The sequence below is a fragment of the Peribacillus sp. NPDC046944 genome (genome assembly GCF_050272735.1).
Classification (GTDB): Bacteria; Bacillota; Bacilli; order Bacillales; family DSM-1321; genus Peribacillus.
Genome location: NZ_JBNNML010000001.1, coordinates 532,791 through 550,983, shown reverse-complemented (window position 1 = coordinate 550,983; position 18,193 = coordinate 532,791). Strand labels below are relative to the sequence as shown.

Genomic DNA, 18,193 nt, shown 5'->3' with positions numbered 1-18,193 from the left:
TATTAAAATAACTCAAAAATGGGGCTTTGTCTATTTTTCCTTTTATGGATTATTTTGTATAATGTAAGAAAGCGAAAACATTTTAGAGAAAGGGAGGGGGGAAGAATATGAAAAAGCCGTACCTTATTGCAGAGGTTTTGTTAAGAAGGGGGATGCCGGATTTTGTCATTAAGGAAATCACTGCATTAGCGGAGTGCGAGTTGTTTCTTTTGAAAAGAAAATGGGGAATGTATGACCGGACGAAGGAAGCATGAAAGGAACCGTCTTCATGGTATGAATCGGTCCCTTTTTATATGGGCTATTCCTTGTTAAGGCGGTATCGATTGACAGGGCGGCCAATATTGCCATACTGGACATCAAGTTGAAGGATTTCTTCATCATGTAAGTACTCGAGATAGCGTCGGGCCGTCACCCGCGCAATGCCGATTCCATCGGCGACGTCCTCTGCGGATAGAGAGCCAGGTTGGGTTTTGATGAATTTCGTGACCTGTTCCAGAGTGGACCCGTTCAACCCTTTGGGGACATCTTTTTTCAATGTCTGCTTAGGAGACGATTGGTTTTGGAAGAGAAGGCGATCCAGTTGGGTTTGAGAGATAGAATGATCTGGCTCAACTTCCATGCGAAAGGCATAATACTGCTCAAGTGTATGTTGCAGCCTTTCGAATTTAAAGGGTTTGATTAAATAATCAAAGGCTCCATTCTGAATCATTTTCCGGATGGTTTTCTGATCATTGGCCGCCGAGATGATGATGACGTCGACATCAAGTTGGTCTTTCCTTATTTGATAAAGCGTATCCACGCCATTCAAGTTCGGCATGAAGATGTCCAAAATGACAAGATCCGGTTTTAGCTTCTTGATTTTTTCAAGACCTTCCAGTCCATTATTAGCCGTATCCACCACGGTAAAGGCGGAAAGGCGCTCGATAAATTGTTTATTTACCTCCTGGACCATAGGGTCATCTTCAATTAAAAGTACACATATTTGATTGGTCATTTGATCTCCTCTATGTCCTGCATGGGAAAGGAAAGAAAAAAGCTGGTCCCTTCGTTAGGCCGCGTCGTAAAACTCATTTCGCCATGCGCCTTTTTTACAATTTGATTGATTAGATAAAGTCCTATTCCCGATCCCTCGGAACCTTTTGTCGTGAAACCATACTCGAAAATATCCTTATGTATAGGTTCGGGAATGCCCGGTCCATTGTCTTCCAGCACGATTTGACAATGCCGTTCATCTTGATAGATGGACAGATAGACCTGCTTGGATTCTTCGGTCGAATATTTGAGTGCCGCAAAAGAATTCTCAATCAGATTTCCGACGATCAAGACAAAATCATGATAATCCAAGTCAGGTGGAAAGCGGTCCAGCTTCGTATGCTTATCCATGGTAAGCTCGATGCCAAGCTCCCTGCCTATGGAAACCTTACTCAAAAGCAGCCCCACTAAATTATCATCGTGTATGTGCTTCGTTAAGAACCTGGTCAATTCCTCCTGTTCCTCGGTGATCTGAAAAATATACTGTAGAGCATCGTCTAAATTTCCTAGTTGTATCAATCCGGCGATCGTATGTAGCTTGTTCATATGTTCATGATTTTGTACACGCAGAGCTTCCACGAATGCCTTTACGCTTGTCAGTTCCTCGGCAAGCTTCGTCACATCCGTCCGGTCTTGGAAAATGGCCACGGCGCCGACGGTCTTATCGTCTATCTTGATCGGTACCCGGTTGCTCAGGATGTTTTTTTGTTGGACGGAAATTTCCTGATTGACGATGGGAGTTGTCCGTTCCAAAACTTCTGGGAGGCGGGTATCATCCACCACATCCGTGATTTTTTTGCCGATCACGGAACCGCTTATGTTCAGCATCTGTTTGGCCTTTTCATTGAATATCGTAATGATCTGATTAGTGTCAATGGCGATGACCCCTTCATGCATGGCATTGAAGGCGGCCGTCCTTTCAACGAGCATCTGGGAAATCTGGTGGGGCTCAAGCTGGAAGGTTTCCTTTTTAATGCGCCTGGCCAGGAGCCATGAGCCGCATACACCAAACAGAAGCGTCAAAAAGAGAAGAATCAGGATTTCCGTCTTTAAGTCAGTGATGACTTCCGGGATCGTCGGCAGGATGTTCCCGACAAGGACGACACCTATCTGTTTGTTTTCTTCATTTAGGATGGGAACGAAGGCACGAACGGAAACGCCAAGTTCCCCTACGGCTTTCGAGATATATTCATGTTCTGCAAAAGCGGCCCGCTCGTCATTGCTTTTCGATAAGGTCCCCAGTTGGCTATAAACCGGATGGGAGTACCGTATATGCTGATCATTCAGGACAACGATATAATCGGCCTGATGAATCTTTCTTAAATTTTCAATGATGGGATTCAGTTCGGTCCAGCCTTCCGGTTCCAGGACCATCTTTTGTACTTCGGGAAGTTCCGCAATCGTATGGGCCGTGATCATCGAACGGGTACCGGTTTCCTCTTCCCTGATGGAGACGATATTCCCAAAAATGATAATCCCACCAATGAGGATGGAAAAGGCCACGATTATAAAGGATAGCAGGGTGATCTTTAATTGAATCGGCATATGAAAGGATTTATCCATTTGTTTTCCTCCATTAGATCTCTCCTTAATACTACCAGAATCTTCGGTTATTTTCGCCCAATTTCCTAGGTTGTCAAACAACGGTGAAAAAGCTGTGATAGAATGAACGTATAATGTGAAGCGTTCGTTAAGGAGATGTCACTATGCGTGCTTACGGGGGATACCTGGTGTTGATCGGAATAGGGGTATTTGTTGCGGTTTATATCGCCTTTCAATCGTTCTTTACAAGCTTTGGGTTCGATTTGCCCATAGATGAGGAACAGGTTGGAATGGAGGATCAAATCGTGATTAAGTTCAGTCATGTGGTGGCTGAGAATACACCCAAGGGTTTGGCGGCAAGCCGGTTTGCGGCCCTTGTGGACGAATATACCGATCACCGTGTCAAAATTGAGGTGTATCCGAATCAATCGTTGTATAGTGATCGCGAAGAAATAGAGGCATTACAAGAAAATAAGGTGCAGATGATTGCACCGACCACTTCTAAAATTACGAACATATCGGAAAAATGGATGCTTTTGGACCTTCCTTATATCTTTCCCACGGATGCTGCCCTCAAAGAAGCGCTGAATGGGGAAGTGGGAGAAGAACTTCTGAATCATTTAGCTGAGGTAAATATCGAGGGTCTTGCCTTTTGGTCCAATAACTTTAAACAAATGACAAGCAATGAGCCCATCCGCCGTCCTGAAGACTTGTCCGGGAAAAACTTCCGGATCATGCCAAGTCCTGTGCTGGAGAGTCAATTCGAACACTTTGGCGCGTCAACCTCGAAGTTGGAGTTTAATGACACATTCAAAAGTCTGGAAATCAAGAAGACGGATAGCCAGGAAAATACGATCTCCAATATCTATTCCAAGAAGCTATATGACGTGCAGAAATATTTAACCATAAGTGACCATGGCTATTTAGGGTATGTCGTCATGATGAATCAATCCTTTTGGGAAGACCTTCCTCCGGATATCCAACAGCAAATCACGCGGGCGATGGATGATACAACATCTTGGCTTTGGGACAAGGCGAAGGAAATGAACCAAACCCAGCTACAAGCCATTAAAGAGAAATCCACGATTGAAGTCTATACCTTATCCGATAAAGAGAGAAAGCTGTGGATGAAAGAAATGACAAGCATCTATCCTGAATTCGAACCAGTCATCGGAAAAGACTTGATGGAGAAGATGGAAAGAATACGCGAGAAATATATCGAGTGAAAAAAACCGGACTCAAATCCAATCTTTGAGTCCGGTTTCTTATGCTTACAAATCCTCAGCGGGTTTGAAGGTGCGGCATCCAGTTTGATGGCTTGTGTGAGCACGTTCTTCGGAATAGTGCTCGATTTTAATCATATCAGCGGAACAACGATTGCCGTGCTTCCAAAACGTACAGCTGTCAACAGCACATTTTACATCCTGAGCCATATGAATTCCTCCTCCTTTAATGGTACATCTATAGCTTTGAACAAAGGAAGGGCATTTACACTGGATTAAAAATGGAAAAGAGGCGAACCATGTGGGTTCGCCTCCTGATATGTTTAGTGTAATGCCGTTTGTAGGGTCTTGATGTTATTTTCCATGAGGCTGAAGTAATCCTCACCGGCTTCGATGTCCTTATCTGTCAGAACGGAAAGATTGTGGAACTCGAGTGCTTCCGCCCTCATTTCCTTCTGGATGATTTCGGTCAGCTTGGAACTGATATTCTGTTCGAAGATGACGTAATGAAGGTCTTCATCTTTAGCCATGGAGACGATGCTAGCCAGCTGTTTTTGCGACGGTTCATTTGACGAGGTAAGTCCGGTTACCCCGATTTGTTCAAGGCCGTAGCGATCTTCCCAATACCCATAAGCAGAATGGGAAACAATCACTTTATTCGTACGACCGGCTTTGATTGTTTTCGCGAACTGCTTGTCGAGTGCCTTCAATTTATCTGAAAGCTCGTTAAAACGCAATGTGAAGTAGCTTTCCTGTTCCGGCATCTGCTTCGTTAACTCGTCTTTCACGGTTTCGGCCATCTGAATGGAGTAAATGGGGTCAAGCCATAGATGTGGGTTGACGCTGCCATGATCATGGCCATCGTCATCGGTTTCTCCATGATCGTGTTCCTCATCATGTTCATCTACTGAAACGGTTTCACCTACAGCGACCGTAGTTACGCCTTCACCCTTTAAGATCGGTTCAGCTTTTGTGACAAAGCCCTCTAAATTATATCCAATATAGAAAAATAGGTCTGAGTTCGCCATGCCTACAATATCCTTTTGGGAGGGATCGAAGGTATGCTCATCTGTACCCGGAGGATAAACCGTCTCAACGTTCACAAATTCGCCCCCAATGGTTTCCGTGAAATATTCCAGAGGATAAACGGTCGTGTATATATCCAGCACATCTTTATCTTCCTTCTGCTTTCCTTCAGACTTGCCGCAACCTGTAAGGGCCAATGCTGCAATGAGTGAAAGAGAAAGTAATAATTTTCTTTTCATGAAAAAATTCTCCTTTTTGAATAATTCGTATTGATTACGATTTAAAATGTATGGTTTTGAAAACGAAATGATTACGATTTGACTATAGTATAATACATAAAATCGTTCCGAAAAGCAAGGTTTTTTTGACGCGTTCCTTCTTATTACTGTTTTTTCTTTTTTTCTGGAACAAGGTCAATACCACCTGGATGGAACGGATGGCATTTAAGAATCCTGATGATGGCTAGCCAGCTTCCTTTGATCGGACCGAAACGGTTCACGGCCTCTAAACCGTAATGAGAACAGGTAGGGTAAAAACGGCATGTTGGCGGTTTTAATGGAGAAACCACAATCTGATAAAAACGTATGATGCCCATGATCATTTTTTTCAGCAAGCACTTTCATCTCTTTTCAAATAAATTCACTATCGTTTATTATACCATATTTCTTTTGTTTTCTAGAAGGTTAATAAAGGATGTGAGAAAGGATTTTAGGCCTGTTCAGCCAATTGGCATAAATTTAAAAGGGTGAAATATATTGTGTTTCAAGGTAAAATAGAAGAGACATACAATTAAGGAGTGAATAAAATGCCTTCAGTTGAAAGCTTTGAATTAGATCATAATGCTGTTAAAGCCCCCTATGTAAGACATTGCGGTGTCCATAAGGTCGGAACAGATGGTGTTGTTAATAAATTTGATATCCGTTTCTGCCAGCCGAACAAGCAAGCGATGAAGCCGGATACAATCCACACTTTGGAACATTTGCTCGCGTTCAACATCCGTAAGCATTCCGAGCAGTACGATCATTTTGATATCATCGACATTTCGCCAATGGGTTGCCAAACAGGATATTACCTGGTTGTGAGTGGTGAGCCGACCGTGACGGAAATCATCGACGTATTGGAAGAAACGTTCAAGGATGCACTACAAATCACAGAAATTCCAGCTGCTAACGAGAAACAATGCGGCCAAGCAAAATTGCATGATCTTGAAGGAGCCAAGAAATTGATGAATTTCTGGTTATCACAAGATAAAGCGGACCTTCATAAAGTATTCGGTTAACCTCAGTAAAAATCCTGTCTTTTCCAAGACAGGATTTTTTTATTTATCTTGGTCTTTTTCCTCTTCTTCGTTTTTTGGCAGCGGGTCAATTGGATCGACAGTATGCTTGTAGCTATAGCCTTTACCGATCGTCAGGACGGATAGCCCTAGTACAATCAAGATGACTATGATGGATATCACTAAAACCGTAAACATATTGACAGCTCCTTTGGGACAAATTATATATTCATTTTAGCATAAGAATTGAAGCGATAAAGGTTTCAATTTTTGTGGAGAGGGAACTATATAGGTATAACCAACTAACGGAGGTAGATATTATGACTCAGAAAAAATTAGGTAAATTAGTAAACAAAGAAATTGCAAACTTCAATGTCCTTTATACAAAAATCCACAATTTTCACTGGTTCGTAAATGGACCTCACTTCTTTGAACTTCACCAAAAACTAGAAGAATTATACACAGAAATCGGTACAGACATGGACGAGCTAGCTGAACGACTTTTAGCCATCGGAGAAAAACCGGTCGCTACGCTTAAAGAATATTTAGAATTAACGACTCTTGAAGAAGCGACAGGTAAAGAAAATACAGAAGATATGGTACAAAGCGTCATCACCGATTTCGAAAAACTTTCTACGGAATTTTTAGAAATCATCGAAGCCGCTGAAGAGGAAGATCCAGTAACAGCCGATATGCTGACTAGCATGAAGAAAAGCTTGAACAAACATGCTTGGATGCTACGTGCTTATTTAGGAAACTAAGCTTAGAATGAGAAGGGTTCTACTTCGGTAGGGCCTTTTTTTGTTTCTAGACTATTTCGTCAAATCACTTCTCGTGTCTTCTGTCTCGGCTTTCATTCGTGGTGCTCTTGCTAGACGCCGAGTCGCTGCCACACAAAGCACCACAGCTATATTCACAGCTATGAGTGTGGGACCAACCTCCTCATGCAGAAAGACAGCTGCAAGCAACAGCCCGAAAAATGGTTGAAGGAGCTGCAGCTGCCCAACCGCCGCTATACCACCCTGAGCGAGACCACGGTACCAGAAGATGAAGCCGATGAGCATGCTGAATAAAGATACATAAGCAAGGCTCAATAGTGAAGGTCCACCAATGTCGTCCCACGAATCCGGGGATAGATAGACGGAAAATGGAAGCATTAGGGGAAGGGATAGAACGAGAGCCCAACAGATCACCTGCCAGTCCCCTAGCTTCCGTGAGAGTCGAGCGCCTTCAGCATAACCGAGACCACATATGATGATCGAGGCCACCATGTAAACGTCGCCGATTGGGGAAGCTTCCCCATCTTGGATGAGGGCATACCCTGCAACCAGGAAGCTACCAGCAGCAGAAAATATCCAGAAGGAGGGACGTGGGCGTTCCCCACCCCGAATCACCCCAAATATAGCCGTCGAGAGCGGAAGTAGACCAATGAAGATGATAGCATGTGCCGATGTGACAGATTGCAGGGCCAAGGCAGTCAGCAGTGGGAAACCGGCCACGACACCAACCGCTACGATCATAAGAGGGACGATATCCGTTCTTTCAGGACGTGACTGCCGGAAGAGAAGAAGAAGGGCACCTGCCAATACACCTGCTATCGCCGCGCGGCATAAGGTAAGGAACACTGGATCGAAATCCGCTACAGCTAAGCGAGTCGCAGGCAGTGAGCCGCTAAAAATCAGTACGCCAATAAAACCGTTCACCCAACCATTTGATGTTTTCTTCATTACAATCACTCCCAATCATATTTCTCCAACATCCTTTTTTATCTGCGTCTTATTCCTTTCAATGGATTACAATGAATATAAACAGAAAATGGTTCTTAATAAACAGCCAGTTTCTTTAAATAAAACCATGCCAGTTAGGAGGGATCATCGAAGTGGATATCACATTTTTTTTAAATCGAAACCACGATACGCCCCTTTATCAACAGCTCTATCAGCTTTTCAAGAAAGAGATGCAGGAAGGGCATCTTCAAAACGGGATGAAACTACCTTCCAAAAGGGTGCTCGCGTCTCAGCTTTCAATCAGCCACACGACAGTCGAGCGTACCTATGATCAGCTTGCGGCTGAAGGGTACATTGTGAGCAAGCCGAGAAGCGGCTGGTATGTGGATTATAGTGAATCCGATTTTGTACATATGGCAAACGACTCTTCCATTAAGCCCAAAATAAAAGAGAATGAACAATGGATTGACTTTCATTATGGCCATGTGGATTCAACCCACTTTCCTTTTTCTTCTTGGCGAAAAAGTATGGTCAGTAGCTTAGATCAATATGGTCAACAGCTTTATCGGCCAGGGAATATATTGGGGGAACCTGTGTTGAGAGAGCTTATTGCCGAATATTTATATCATTCACGCGGTGTTCATTGTCAACCTGAACAGGTCATTTTAGGGGCGGGTAATCCTATACTGTTACAGATCTTATGCCAAGTCTTTGGGCGGGACATTTCCATAGGGTATGAGGATCCGGGCTTTCCGAGAGCGAGGAGGATCTTTGAAATCAATTCTATGAAGATTCTCCCTATGCCAGTGGATGAAGAGGGTATCTGTATGCAGGGAATCCGAAATGAAAATCCTTCTCTTGTATATGTAACGCCTTCTCATCAATTTCCACTCGGCACCACCATGACGGTCAACAGAAGAAGGCAGCTCCTTAAATGGGCAGAGGATAACCAATCTTATATCATTGAGGATGATTATGAGGGGGAGTATAGATACAGCGGACAGCCGATTCCCTCTTTGCAAGGGATTGACAAGCATAACCGTGTCATTTATATGGGCACTTTCTCTAAATCTCTTCTCCCTTCGTTGCGCATCAGCTATATGGTTCTTCCTGCACCTCTATTAGAAAAAGGTACAGAAATCACTTCTTTGTATAAACAAACGGTATCCTGTCACATTCAGTTTACGCTTGCTGAATTTATCAAAAGGGGCGAATGGCAAAAACACATCAACAGAATGAGAAAGCTGTATCAAAAAAAGAGAGAGAGGGTATTAGAGACCATCCAAAACGAATTAGGAAGACATGTGAAGATTCGGGGAGGAGACTCAGGACTGCATATCTTGCTTGACGTGGACTCACGGTTTAATGAAGGAGAGCTTATTGAGAGAGCAAAAATGCATGGCGTGAAAATCTATCCCGCTTCACTGTTTTATACAAAGCAGCCTCCGACCACCACTGTCTTAATAGGGTTCGCAGGGGTTTCAGAAGAAGAGATACAAGCGGGCATAAAGAAATTGAAAGGTGCCTGGGGTCTAGAAGAAGATAAGTTGAAGTAGGGAGACTGAGGAAATTAGGAGGGTCTTCGATGGAACGCAATATTCGGTTATTAACAGATACGGATTTAGAGGAAGCAGCAAAACTGTTCACCAGCGTTTTTAGTTCCAATCTTTGGAATGAACCTTGGAGTGTGAAGACTTCTTACAAACGCTTGTTGGACATAAGCAGGACTCCTGGATACATAGGAATCGGTTATTATAATTCCGAGGAACAATTAATTGGATTTTTAGTTGGAAATGAAGGGCAATGGGCTGATAACAAGAGCTACTATATAAACGAGATTTGTGTGTGTGGTAGCATTCAACAAACAGCTATTGGCACAAACTTGTTAAACTATTTGACGGAAATCTTAGCAGAGAAAAAAGTTGATTCGGCCTATTTATCGACTGAGAGAGGCGAAGGAAAACCGGAGATGTTTTTCACGAAAAATGGTTATACGACAAGTGAGTCTAGAGTGTTAATGACGATGAAGATATGTTGAATCGAAATGATCGAATTTTTTTAAGAGAGAATCTACAATCAAAATGATAGCAAATTATCTAAATAGACATTTTAATCGTTATATAACACTTTTTCAGCTCTATTTGTTTCAATAATGAAGATTATCAAAAAAAGGGGCTGTCCAAAAAGGGGGGAGCCCGAATTGAAAAAAGTGAAGAGGCATAAACGTTGATGTAACAACATTTATGCCTCTTCACTTTGTCGTCCGTTTCCTTCCTAGTATAGTTCCAGCTTTAGTTGTTCTCTGCTATGTATATCTAAAAAAAAGAATCGAAATAACATCAAAAAAGGACCAATATGTTCACATAATGGTCCTTACCGAAGACCTGAGCAATGTACAGGTATAACGTTTTTTTTATAAGAACTCTTGTTTTTGTATGCCTTCCTTCAGAAATAAAAAAGGAAGGCATACAAAAACCTAATATCCAAGCTTAGACAAAGTATTAAATGAACTGATTTTTTTTGTAAAGCTTTTATTCACATTTTCTTTACTCAAATTGCTGACTGTGAAATACCTACAAGAAAATATCTTTCGTTTTTTGTACATTTGCAAACCATTGAGCATGTATATCGTTATGGTGATTGATAATTTGAGAAGCGTTTAAAATGTTAGAGTCGTATGTGCTATGACCATCCTCTGCAAGAATCACTTCATAACCTAGGCTATATGCACGACGACAAGTAGCATCTACACAAACTTCCGATTGAATCCCTGTTATAATAATTCGACTGATTTTTTTGTTTACTAATTGTTGCTGAAGATCCGTTTGTTGGAAGGAATCAGGAAAATCTTTTTCAATGATAACGTCCTCTTTAAAAAGAGGGATCGACGGATGAACTTCCCATCCACGATTTCCTTTCTGATTAAGGGTCCCCGCTTTACCATTGTGTTTCGTGAAAAAAATGGGGATCTGCTCAATACGGGCTTTTGAAATGAGAAATTGAATATTGTTTAATAATTCATCTCCTTTATATATCAGTTTTTCCTTCAAAAATGATCCTATCTGAAGATCAATTATAAGTAATGCCGTGTTTTTTTCCGTGTTCATAAACATCCCCGCTCATTCTGGATTGTTCCTTTCTAATGCTTTTTTAAAATGAGGTAATATTCTATCTAGTTTCCCCTAAATCAAGAGTTTATCCCTAAGATGATTAGCCTATTAAAACCGGAAAAATTAGAGGAAGTACAAGCCGTTGTATGACAATTTTTAGCGAACTTCGGCAATAAATAAGGGTAACCCTTTTAACAGACAACAAAAAGAAAGGCGTCCCAAGATGCGGGACGCCTAATATGGTATGTAATTAATGTATATTCCTTGGTGAAAAGTGAGTAGGTTTCGTATCATTTAAACTATTTTGTGCGAATTTTCCTTTTAACGTTTCAATAATGTAAAGGCCCATAAGATCGGTTAGTTCTTGGTCATCCATCTCTTGAAGCAATTCGAAAATTTCCTTGCGGTCCAATTGTTCCAGGACAGCAAAGGTTAGCATATCAATGTCTTCTTCATCACCAGTCAATTTATTACGGTACATGTTGTACAATTCTTCAATCAACTTCATAACTTTCACCTCACATTTCTTGAAAATCCGTTATCTCTTTATATGTAGGTTATCAAAAAAACCTCATGATGCATATAAAAATCTGTAGGATGCTTGGGCTTATTATATGTTTTACCCTTTGAAAGATACTTTAATCTATTATTTAACATCTTTCCCATTTGTGCAAACAAATTTTTCCATCGTATGAAGGTGGAATCTGGTGAGAAAATAAGCGTAGGAGTTAGGGAAAGGATGATGACGAATGGAAGAAACAAGGAAAAAGTATTACGTATACATCCCAAACGGGCAAATCACGCAGGACCGGGAAAGTTCTCCATGGAATTTTGAAATCGAGGCAACGGATAATGAAATCATCCAGCTTCGGGAATTGTTCGATTACAATTATTCAGTAGGGGAAGATAATTTTTATCGTGCCCACGTACCGTATTTACAATATCATTATGACCGTGAAAATGATGAACAGGATGTCACGCTTCAAAAGATTTATGAAATGATCTATATGCTAGGAACAGAAGAAGGCAAGCGGCATATCGAAAGCATGGGTATTCTGCAGGCAAAGCGGACAGATGATGGCCTCGAATATTAGAGGTCATCTTTTTTGCTACATTCTCATTTTTTTATCTTATAATAAGTATAACTCAAATGGAGAGAAATGGGTGAAATAAGGATTGGTTGTGGGAAATATGAAAAGCTTTATAGACGAAAATGGATATATGGTCGAGTTTTCACATGATGAGGCTTTCGGGGATGCCTATCATGTATTTGTCATATGCCGATACAGTGGCAAGTGGGTATTGACGAAACACCGGAAGCGCGGGTTGGAATTTCCAGGTGGCAAGCGGGAGGATGGAGAAACGATTGAAGGGGCAGCCAAGCGTGAAGTGTATGAAGAAACAGGCGGATTGGTGAACGAGTTGATTTTTTTAGGGCAATACAAGGTCCATGATCCCATAAAACCGTTCATTAAATCCATCTATTTCGCCGAGCTAGGTGGTCTGGAAAGCAAAAAGGATTATCTGGAGACGGACGGACCGCTCCTTTTGGCTAAGCTGCCGGACGTCCCAGGGAAGGAGTACAGTTTTATCATGAAAGACGAAATCCTGCCGCTGAGCCTGGAACGGCTTCAAAGCATGATGGAAGGATGACATGAGCAAAGAGACAGTCAGCAGGCTGTTTTTTTTACGACAATAAGTGGTAAAATAGTAATGGATATAAATACCTAGTTATGGAGTGAGTGAATTGAGGAAAAAAGGTACATTACTATTGATTGTCCTGTTCATGTTTAGTCTGGTCTTTCCGTTAACGCATACCTCAGCAAAAGCAAAGGCGAAGGTCTATCCCGTACATATGAATGATAGTGGAACAGGTGAATTTTCCAAAAAGCTAAAAAATGGGTTGAGCGTGGGAATAGAAGAAAGAGATGAATGGAACTATACGCCTTTTATTAAAAAAGGGAAAAAGAAAGTGTGGAGCTTGAAATATTTATCGAGCACATTTGGATATATGCAATATACAGAAACAAAAGAGAAGGATACGTTCCTGTATTATACGGAAATCGCTGGCGGCGGTGCAAGAACGTCCGTCGTGGGTGTCCATTCTAATGGCAAAGTCTTTTTGAAAAAAGGATATACAAGTGGAGCAGGATTAGACACGAAGTTCCTTTCTGCTAATACGATTGAAGTGGCAATAGAAAGAATGAAGAAAAATTGGGATCCAGGTAAAGAACCGAATGCTGAAAAATATACGGATACTTGGGACGTGAAAAGATATTCCTTATCTAAAACCGGGAAAATGAAGCTCGTTAAAAAGTACGTCCAAAAAAAGAGAAAAACCAATTATTGATTGTAAAACAGCATGGCCCGTTACAGGCACATGCTGTTTTTGCCTATCGTGACAAAAGGAATACTTACATAAAAAAACTGCCGATTTACGATCAGCAGCTAGGTCAGTCCTTGATCAATTTTCGTTCAAGCAGTTCGACAAGCTGGTACATGATGGTTGCGAAGACGGCGATGATCATCAAGGCAAGCATCACGAGGGTGAAATTGAAGACTTGGAATCCATAGATGATTAGGTAGCCGAGCCCTTTTGCCGAAACAAGGAATTCTCCGACGATGACACCCACCCATGAGAGTCCCACGTTCACTTTCAAGGTGGAGATGATGGTTGGAAAGGAAGCGGGTAATATGGCTTCCCGGAACGACTGTAACCGTGTGGCACCAAATGTTTGAAGGACTTTCAGGTAGTTTGGGTCGACTTCCCGAAATGCGGTATAGACGACAATCGTGGTGATGATGATGGAAATGATCGCTCCCATGGAAATAATTGAAGGGAAGCCGGGACCGAATGCGACGATGATGATGGGACCAAGGGCCACTTTTGGCATCGCATTTAAAATGACGAGATAGGGATCAAGGATATTGGATAGTCTAGGAGACCACCAAAGCACGGATGCGAGCACCGTCCCAAGCAGTGTTCCGATAAGAAAGCCGAGTACGGTTTCAAATAGCGTCACGCCCGAATGGGAGAGCAGGGAACCATCAGCCACTTTCGTTAAAAATAACTGCCAGACTTTCGAAGGGGAACTGAAGATGAGCGGATCGATCCATTTCATCCGTGAAAACAACTCCCACCCACTGAAAAAGACGATGAAAATGAGGAGCTGATAAACACGGACCAGCTTTTTTTCTTTTTTCAACGAGGCTTTATATTGGCCATGAAGCTGTTCAATATTCAAGACTTTCAAGCTCCTTCCAAATTGTTTGGAATAACGCGGTGTACTCTGGATGATTACGGGCATGGAAAGGTGTCAGTTCACGCAGTTCCATGGGCACATCGAATGTCTTATGGATTTTACCCGGTTTCGCAGCGAACAAATAGATCCGGTCACTCATCGCAATCGCTTCACCGATATCATGGGTCACAAGGACAGCAGTCTTTCCGAACGATTTCAGTGTTTCCGATACAAGGTCCTCCAGTTTCAGTTTCGTTTGATAATCCAGGGCGGAAAACGGTTCATCAAGAAGCAGGATCTTCGGGTCAACGGCGAGTGTCCGGGCCAGGGCTGCACGTTGCCTCATTCCACCTGAGAGTTCGCGTGGAAACGACTTTTCAGATCCGGCCAACCCCACCTCATTTAATAACTTCAACGCTTTGACCCGTTCCAATCCTTCATTTTTCTTCAATAGGCGTAACCCCAACGTAACATTTTCATCTATCGTCTTCCATGGAAAGAGGTAATCCTGCTGAAGCATATAGCCAATCGGGAAATCATGATCCGTCCCAAGCGGTTCGTTCTCGAGCAGGATTTTCCCAGAGGTGGGTGGAAACAGTCCGGCGATGATGGAAAGCAGGGTCGTTTTCCCGCAACCGCTCGGGCCAAGAAAAGAGACGAATTCACCTTTTTCAATATCGAGAGAAATGCCCCCAAGTGCGGTTTGGGCCGCCTGATTTGAAAAATACGTGTGGTGAATGTCTTCGATCGTCAAAAATCCCATGAGACATCCTCCTTACTCTGTACCTTATTTGGTGACTTCTTTTGCAAAGTCCGTATTGACAAGCTCATCATGGCTGATGCGTGTAGGCAATTCACCGGCTTCGTCCATGATATCCTGCAAGTTATTCCATTCTTCTTCATCCAGAATCGGATCCGGTGCAAAGGAACCTTGCTCCTTGTAACGGTCGATAACGGTCTCCATCGTTTCAACGTCGATATCATCGAAGAATGGTTGGATCACTTTGGCGACTTCTGCTGCATCATTTTCCTGCACCCAATCCTGTGCCTTCTTCAAGGCTCGAGTAAATTTCTCTACGGTCTCTTTATCGTCCTTCAGATAACTTTCCTTGGCCATAAAGGTGGTATAGGGAAGATGACCGGACTCTGCACCAAAGGAAGCGACAATATGGCCCTTGCCTTCTTTCTCGAACACACTGGCAGTCGGTTCAAACAATTGGACGAAATCACCGGTTCCGGATGCGAAGGCAATGGATAACAAGATACATACAAATCATGGTATGGGAAGATTAGTGAGTCTATTTTTATGGTCTATGTCATGATTTCCAGTTTGGCGGTATAAATAGAGGGGGAGAGGTTTGAGTTAAAATGAATAAAAAAACCTTCAATCCTTTTCAGATTGAAGGTTATCGAATATTAATTATAGGCTTTTTCTTTTTTTTTGTGTAAACCAAGTACTTCTGCTGTAGAAGCATGAACTTCTTCAAGAACGTCTGGGTTATCTTTCAAGGAAATGCCGTAAGACGGAATCATTTCTTTAAGTTTCGGTTCCCATTCTTGCTTCTGTTCAGGGAAGCATTTGTCGATGATTTGAAGCATAACATGAACGGCTGTTGAAGCACCTGGTGATGCACCCAATAACGCGGCAATCGAACCGTCAGCCCCTGTAATGACTTCCGTACCAAATTGAAGCGTCCCTTTTCCTTTATCCGTATCTTTGATAACTTGAACACGTTGTCCAGCTACGACCAAATCCCAATCTTCAACTTTAGCGTTAGGGATGAATTCACGTAATTCTTCAACGCGTTGTTCTTTCGATAACATAAGTTGCTGAACCAGATATTTAGTCAAAGGCAATTCTTTTGCGCCTGCTGATAACATTGTCAAGACATTATTCGGTTTGACGGAAGTGATTAAATCAAACATGGAACCAGTTTTCAGGAACTTCGGTGAGAAGCCGGCAAACGGTCCGAATAGCAATGATTTTTTATTATCGATGAATCGTGTGTCAAGATGCGGAACAGACATTGGTGGCGCACCAACTTTAGCTTTTCCGTATACTTTGGCATGATGTTGCTCGATGATTTCTGGATTATTACATACCATGAAGATCCCGCTGACAGGGAATCCACCAATATGCTTTCCTTCAGGGATACCGGATTTTTGCAGTAAGTGCAAGCTTCCGCCCCCGCCGCCGATGAAGACGAATTTAGCATTATGGCGTTCAACATTACCCTTGGCGTTACGAACTTTCAATTCCCAAGAACCGTCGTTAGCCCGTTTAATGTTATCAACAGAATGTTTATATTTAATATCTACATTTTTATTTTCTAAGTGGTCAAATAACATACGCGACAAGGCACCAAAGTTAACATCTGTTCCAGAGTCGATTTTAGTGGCCGCAATGCGGTCATTCGATGGACGGTTTTCCATGATAAGTGGAATCCATTCCTTTAATTTTGCAGGGTCTTCAGAAAATTCCATCCCTTGGAATAGAGGGCTTTCAGATAGCGCTTTAAAACGTTTCTTTAAGAACGCAATATTTTCTTCCCCTTGAACCATGCTCATATGTGGCAATGACGTGATGAAGTCTTGTGGATTATTTATCAGCTTGTTCTTTACAAGATAAGACCAAAACTGAGTTGAAAGTTGAAATTGTTCGTTAATTTTAAGGGCCTTGCTAATATCAATAGAGCCATCTGGTTTTTCAGTTGTGTAATTAAGTTCACACAGTGCTGCATGACCTGTCCCCGCATTATTCCACTCGTTAGAGCTTTCTTCCCCCGCGCTTTCAAGCTTTTCGAACACCTTGATTTCCCATTCCGGTACTAGTTCTTTAAGCATTGTCCCCAAAGTCGCGCTCATGATCCCGGCACCAATTAAGATGACGTCTGTTTTGATTTCTCCGTTGCTCATCATTACCATCCTTATACCCTAAAATTTGCAGAAAGGATGTAGGTGGTCCTGCTTAGGCGTCACAATAAGCCAAGGCGTGACCTGGTCACACATCATTCCTGTCTTTATTATAAGCATATCATACTGTATTGCTTTTTTTAATAGATTAAAATAGCCAATAATACTATATCGTTAAAATATAGATGATGTGAAGTAGTGAACGTAAATTATATCGCTGCTTTGGTTATGAGCATAAACCCAATACCAATAGGTAAAACCAATGAAACATGACCTACCATTTATACATTATCTCCATTATATCTTAAAAACACTCTCAGAAAAAGTTTATCCAATTGGATTTTCCGCCCGAATTTCTTATAGAAGGAAAGTAATGGAGAACGTGAATAAAGACGAAATATGGGACTGTATTGTTTGATAAATCCGGTCGATATTTATTTTACACCTTTTAATGAAAAGAATGCATATTAAATGTAAAAAAAGAGCATTTTAATTATTTGGTTTGCTACTCGATTATCGATAAAGTTCAATAATCTGGTTGGCAATGTATTCGGAACTGAAATGAACGCCATCTTTAAGCCACCACATGATGACACCCAAGATGGAGGAGGCGAGAATATCCATGGATAATGCTACTTCCTTTGTCCGGTCCCTTACACGTTTTATGGCAATGGAGTCCTTTAAGATCATATGCAATTTTTTCTTGAACCCCGGGTGGGCAAAAAGCACGGCAAAAAGCTTTCGGTGTTTATAAAAGTAATCCAAAAACGTAATTAATTGCTCTTCATGATTCAAATTATCAATTTGCAGGATGGGTGACAATTCCGACGATAAGTCGTCGAAAATATCATAGACCAACTGTTTTAATAAATCATTAATATCGACAAAGTGTAAATAAAAAGTTGCACGATTCAGCTCTGCGCGGTCCGATATCTTTTGTACGGTAAGCTTCGATATATCAGGGTTTTCCATCAGTATATCTGTGACGGCCTTTTTAATCATTCGCTTAGAGCGAAGGGCACGGGGATCCTGCTTTTTTTGTGTCGACAACGTAAACCTCCTTCATCTATTATCTCGAACTTCTTCAATATTTTTTAAAAAT

Annotated in this window: 22 protein-coding genes and 1 pseudogene; 9 read left to right on the top strand and 14 right to left on the bottom strand. The window is 41.8% G+C overall.

Translation table 11 applies throughout. The features are described 5' to 3' along the window. Positions 1–107 precede the first annotated feature (107 nt). The gene (locus ACQKIC_RS02850; RefSeq protein WP_402991844.1) at positions 108–254 is read left to right on the top strand and encodes a hypothetical protein; all 147 of its coding nucleotides are present in this window, start codon (positions 108–110) and stop codon (positions 252–254) included. 44 nt (positions 255–298) lie between these two features. Here the strand turns inward: ACQKIC_RS02850 and ACQKIC_RS02845 are convergent, their stop codons facing one another. After that, positions 299–994, bottom strand: a complete 696-nt coding sequence (locus ACQKIC_RS02845) for a response regulator (protein WP_402875198.1) — start codon at positions 992–994, stop codon at positions 299–301. After that, positions 991–2,595, bottom strand: coding sequence for an ATP-binding protein (locus ACQKIC_RS02840; protein ID WP_427590962.1), 1,605 nt, complete (start codon positions 2,593–2,595; stop codon positions 991–993). Before ACQKIC_RS02840 ends, ACQKIC_RS02845 begins: the two co-directional genes overlap by 4 nt. A 143-nt stretch (positions 2,596–2,738) precedes the next feature. Here ACQKIC_RS02840 and ACQKIC_RS02835 point away from each other — a divergent pair, with 143 nt between their 5' ends. Continuing rightward, entirely contained in the window at positions 2,739–3,800 is a 1,062-nt protein-coding gene (locus ACQKIC_RS02835) for a DctP family TRAP transporter solute-binding subunit (RefSeq protein WP_427590961.1), read from the top strand. Positions 3,801–3,845: 45 nt separating this feature from the next. Here ACQKIC_RS02835 and ACQKIC_RS02830 read toward each other — a convergent pair whose 3' ends face one another. The 3 genes from ACQKIC_RS02830 to yidD form a co-directional block, all read right to left on the bottom strand. After that, the gene (locus tag ACQKIC_RS02830; RefSeq protein WP_402875188.1) at positions 3,846–4,007 is read right to left on the bottom strand and encodes a DUF1540 domain-containing protein; all 162 of its coding nucleotides are present in this window, start codon (positions 4,005–4,007) and stop codon (positions 3,846–3,848) included. A gap of 113 nt (positions 4,008–4,120) precedes the next feature. After that, positions 4,121–5,062 carry a metal ABC transporter solute-binding protein, Zn/Mn family gene (locus ACQKIC_RS02825; protein ID WP_427590960.1) on the bottom strand — a complete coding sequence of 314 codons (942 nt, stop codon included), beginning with the start codon at positions 5,060–5,062 and terminating at the stop codon, positions 4,121–4,123. Positions 5,063–5,205: 143 nt separating this feature from the next. Further along, entirely contained in the window at positions 5,206–5,424 is a 219-nt protein-coding gene (gene yidD, locus ACQKIC_RS02820) for a membrane protein insertion efficiency factor YidD (protein WP_402875252.1), read from the bottom strand. A 204-nt stretch (positions 5,425–5,628) separates the two neighbouring features. Here yidD and ACQKIC_RS02815 point away from each other — a divergent pair, with 204 nt between their 5' ends. Then, a complete protein-coding gene (locus ACQKIC_RS02815; RefSeq protein WP_402875184.1) occupies positions 5,629–6,102 on the top strand; it encodes an S-ribosylhomocysteine lyase in 474 nt (157 codons plus the stop codon). A 39-nt stretch (positions 6,103–6,141) separates the two neighbouring features. On the opposite strand, the gene ytzI is transcribed toward ACQKIC_RS02815, so the two are convergent. Next, complete coding sequence (gene ytzI, locus ACQKIC_RS02810) at positions 6,142–6,297, bottom strand: YtzI protein (RefSeq protein ID WP_402875181.1); 156 nt, start codon at positions 6,295–6,297, stop codon at positions 6,142–6,144. A 122-nt stretch (positions 6,298–6,419) separates the two neighbouring features. Between ytzI and ACQKIC_RS02805 the strand changes: the two genes are divergently transcribed. Then, positions 6,420–6,860, top strand: a complete 441-nt coding sequence (locus ACQKIC_RS02805; RefSeq protein WP_402875179.1) for a Dps family protein — start codon at positions 6,420–6,422, stop codon at positions 6,858–6,860. Between the two features lie 51 nt (positions 6,861–6,911). On the opposite strand, the gene ACQKIC_RS02800 is transcribed toward ACQKIC_RS02805, so the two are convergent. Continuing rightward, positions 6,912–7,826: a DMT family transporter gene (locus tag ACQKIC_RS02800; RefSeq protein WP_427590959.1), complete on the bottom strand. Its 915-nt coding sequence runs from the start codon at positions 7,824–7,826 to the stop codon at positions 6,912–6,914. Between the two features lie 152 nt (positions 7,827–7,978). Here ACQKIC_RS02800 and ACQKIC_RS02795 point away from each other — a divergent pair, with 152 nt between their 5' ends. Further along, on the top strand, positions 7,979–9,382 hold the full coding sequence (locus ACQKIC_RS02795) for a PLP-dependent aminotransferase family protein (RefSeq protein WP_427590958.1): 1,404 nt from the start codon (positions 7,979–7,981) through the stop codon (positions 9,380–9,382). 29 nt (positions 9,383–9,411) lie between these two features. Continuing rightward, positions 9,412–9,864: a GNAT family N-acetyltransferase gene (locus ACQKIC_RS02790; RefSeq protein WP_402957014.1), complete on the top strand. Its 453-nt coding sequence runs from the start codon at positions 9,412–9,414 to the stop codon at positions 9,862–9,864. A gap of 535 nt (positions 9,865–10,399) precedes the next feature. Here the strand turns inward: ACQKIC_RS02790 and ACQKIC_RS02785 are convergent. Beyond that, entirely contained in the window at positions 10,400–10,933 is a 534-nt protein-coding gene (locus ACQKIC_RS02785) for an isochorismatase family protein (protein ID WP_427590957.1), read from the bottom strand. A gap of 253 nt (positions 10,934–11,186) precedes the next feature. Further along, positions 11,187–11,444 carry a DUF6154 family protein gene (locus ACQKIC_RS02780; protein WP_402875161.1) on the bottom strand — a complete coding sequence of 86 codons (258 nt, stop codon included), beginning with the start codon at positions 11,442–11,444 and terminating at the stop codon, positions 11,187–11,189. Positions 11,445–11,685: 241 nt separating this feature from the next. On the opposite strand from ACQKIC_RS02780, the gene ACQKIC_RS02775 reads away from it, so the two are divergent. The 3 genes from ACQKIC_RS02775 to ACQKIC_RS02765 all read left to right on the top strand — a co-directional run bounded on the left by ACQKIC_RS02775 (position 11,686) and on the right by ACQKIC_RS02765 (position 13,286). Further along, on the top strand, positions 11,686–12,030 hold the full coding sequence (locus ACQKIC_RS02775) for a hydrolase (protein WP_402875159.1): 345 nt from the start codon (positions 11,686–11,688) through the stop codon (positions 12,028–12,030). Positions 12,031–12,127: 97 nt separating this feature from the next. Then, complete coding sequence (ytkD, locus tag ACQKIC_RS02770; RefSeq protein ID WP_402875156.1) at positions 12,128–12,589, top strand: RNA deprotection pyrophosphohydrolase; 462 nt, start codon at positions 12,128–12,130, stop codon at positions 12,587–12,589. 94 nt (positions 12,590–12,683) lie between these two features. Next, positions 12,684–13,286 carry a hypothetical protein gene (locus tag ACQKIC_RS02765; RefSeq protein WP_427590956.1) on the top strand — a complete coding sequence of 201 codons (603 nt, stop codon included), beginning with the start codon at positions 12,684–12,686 and terminating at the stop codon, positions 13,284–13,286. Between the two features lie 103 nt (positions 13,287–13,389). Here the strand turns inward: ACQKIC_RS02765 and ACQKIC_RS02760 are convergent, their stop codons facing one another. The 5 genes and pseudogenes from ACQKIC_RS02760 to ACQKIC_RS02740 form a co-directional block, all read right to left on the bottom strand. After that, positions 13,390–14,181, bottom strand: coding sequence for an ABC transporter permease (locus tag ACQKIC_RS02760; protein WP_402875150.1), 792 nt, complete (start codon positions 14,179–14,181; stop codon positions 13,390–13,392). After that, positions 14,171–14,941, bottom strand: a complete 771-nt coding sequence (locus tag ACQKIC_RS02755; protein ID WP_427590955.1) for an ABC transporter ATP-binding protein — start codon at positions 14,939–14,941, stop codon at positions 14,171–14,173. The genes ACQKIC_RS02760 and ACQKIC_RS02755 overlap by 11 nt, the downstream gene beginning before the upstream one ends. Positions 14,942–14,965: 24 nt before the next feature. Beyond that, positions 14,966–15,427, bottom strand: a pseudogene (locus ACQKIC_RS02750) (ABC transporter substrate-binding protein); the annotation flags it as partial. 167 nt (positions 15,428–15,594) lie between these two features. Further along, on the bottom strand, positions 15,595–17,094 hold the full coding sequence (locus ACQKIC_RS02745) for a malate:quinone oxidoreductase (protein WP_402875147.1): 1,500 nt from the start codon (positions 17,092–17,094) through the stop codon (positions 15,595–15,597). Between the two features lie 510 nt (positions 17,095–17,604). Beyond that, positions 17,605–18,141 carry a TetR/AcrR family transcriptional regulator gene (locus tag ACQKIC_RS02740; RefSeq protein ID WP_402957024.1) on the bottom strand — a complete coding sequence of 179 codons (537 nt, stop codon included), beginning with the start codon at positions 18,139–18,141 and terminating at the stop codon, positions 17,605–17,607. Between the last annotated feature and the right edge of the window lie 52 nt (positions 18,142–18,193).

Coding starts and splice junctions, on each gene's coding strand:
- ACQKIC_RS02830 (WP_402875188.1), bottom strand. CDS start 4,007: ATGGCTCAGGATGTAAAATGTGCTGTTGACAGCTGTACGTTTTGGAAG.
- ACQKIC_RS02785 (WP_427590957.1), bottom strand. CDS start 10,933: ATGAACACGGAAAAAAACACGGCATTACTTATAATTGATCTTCAGATA.
- ACQKIC_RS02805 (WP_402875179.1), top strand. CDS start 6,420: ATGACTCAGAAAAAATTAGGTAAATTAGTAAACAAAGAAATTGCAAAC.
- ACQKIC_RS02835 (WP_427590961.1), top strand. CDS start 2,739: ATGCGTGCTTACGGGGGATACCTGGTGTTGATCGGAATAGGGGTATTT.
- ytzI (WP_402875181.1), bottom strand. CDS start 6,297: ATGTTTACGGTTTTAGTGATATCCATCATAGTCATCTTGATTGTACTA.
- ACQKIC_RS02845 (WP_402875198.1), bottom strand. CDS start 994: ATGACCAATCAAATATGTGTACTTTTAATTGAAGATGACCCTATGGTC.
- ACQKIC_RS02825 (WP_427590960.1), bottom strand. CDS start 5,062: ATGAAAAGAAAATTATTACTTTCTCTTTCACTCATTGCAGCATTGGCC.
- yidD (WP_402875252.1), bottom strand. CDS start 5,424: ATGATCATGGGCATCATACGTTTTTATCAGATTGTGGTTTCTCCATTA.
- ACQKIC_RS02800 (WP_427590959.1), bottom strand. CDS start 7,826: ATGAAGAAAACATCAAATGGTTGGGTGAACGGTTTTATTGGCGTACTG.
- ACQKIC_RS02790 (WP_402957014.1), top strand. CDS start 9,412: ATGGAACGCAATATTCGGTTATTAACAGATACGGATTTAGAGGAAGCA.
- ACQKIC_RS02775 (WP_402875159.1), top strand. CDS start 11,686: ATGGAAGAAACAAGGAAAAAGTATTACGTATACATCCCAAACGGGCAA.
- ytkD (WP_402875156.1), top strand. CDS start 12,128: ATGAAAAGCTTTATAGACGAAAATGGATATATGGTCGAGTTTTCACAT.
- ACQKIC_RS02780 (WP_402875161.1), bottom strand. CDS start 11,444: ATGAAGTTGATTGAAGAATTGTACAACATGTACCGTAATAAATTGACT.
- ACQKIC_RS02840 (WP_427590962.1), bottom strand. CDS start 2,595: ATGGATAAATCCTTTCATATGCCGATTCAATTAAAGATCACCCTGCTA.
- ACQKIC_RS02755 (WP_427590955.1), bottom strand. CDS start 14,941: ATGGGATTTTTGACGATCGAAGACATTCACCACACGTATTTTTCAAAT.
- ACQKIC_RS02815 (WP_402875184.1), top strand. CDS start 5,629: ATGCCTTCAGTTGAAAGCTTTGAATTAGATCATAATGCTGTTAAAGCC.
- ACQKIC_RS02745 (WP_402875147.1), bottom strand. CDS start 17,094: ATGAGCAACGGAGAAATCAAAACAGACGTCATCTTAATTGGTGCCGGG.
- ACQKIC_RS02850 (WP_402991844.1), top strand. CDS start 108: ATGAAAAAGCCGTACCTTATTGCAGAGGTTTTGTTAAGAAGGGGGATG.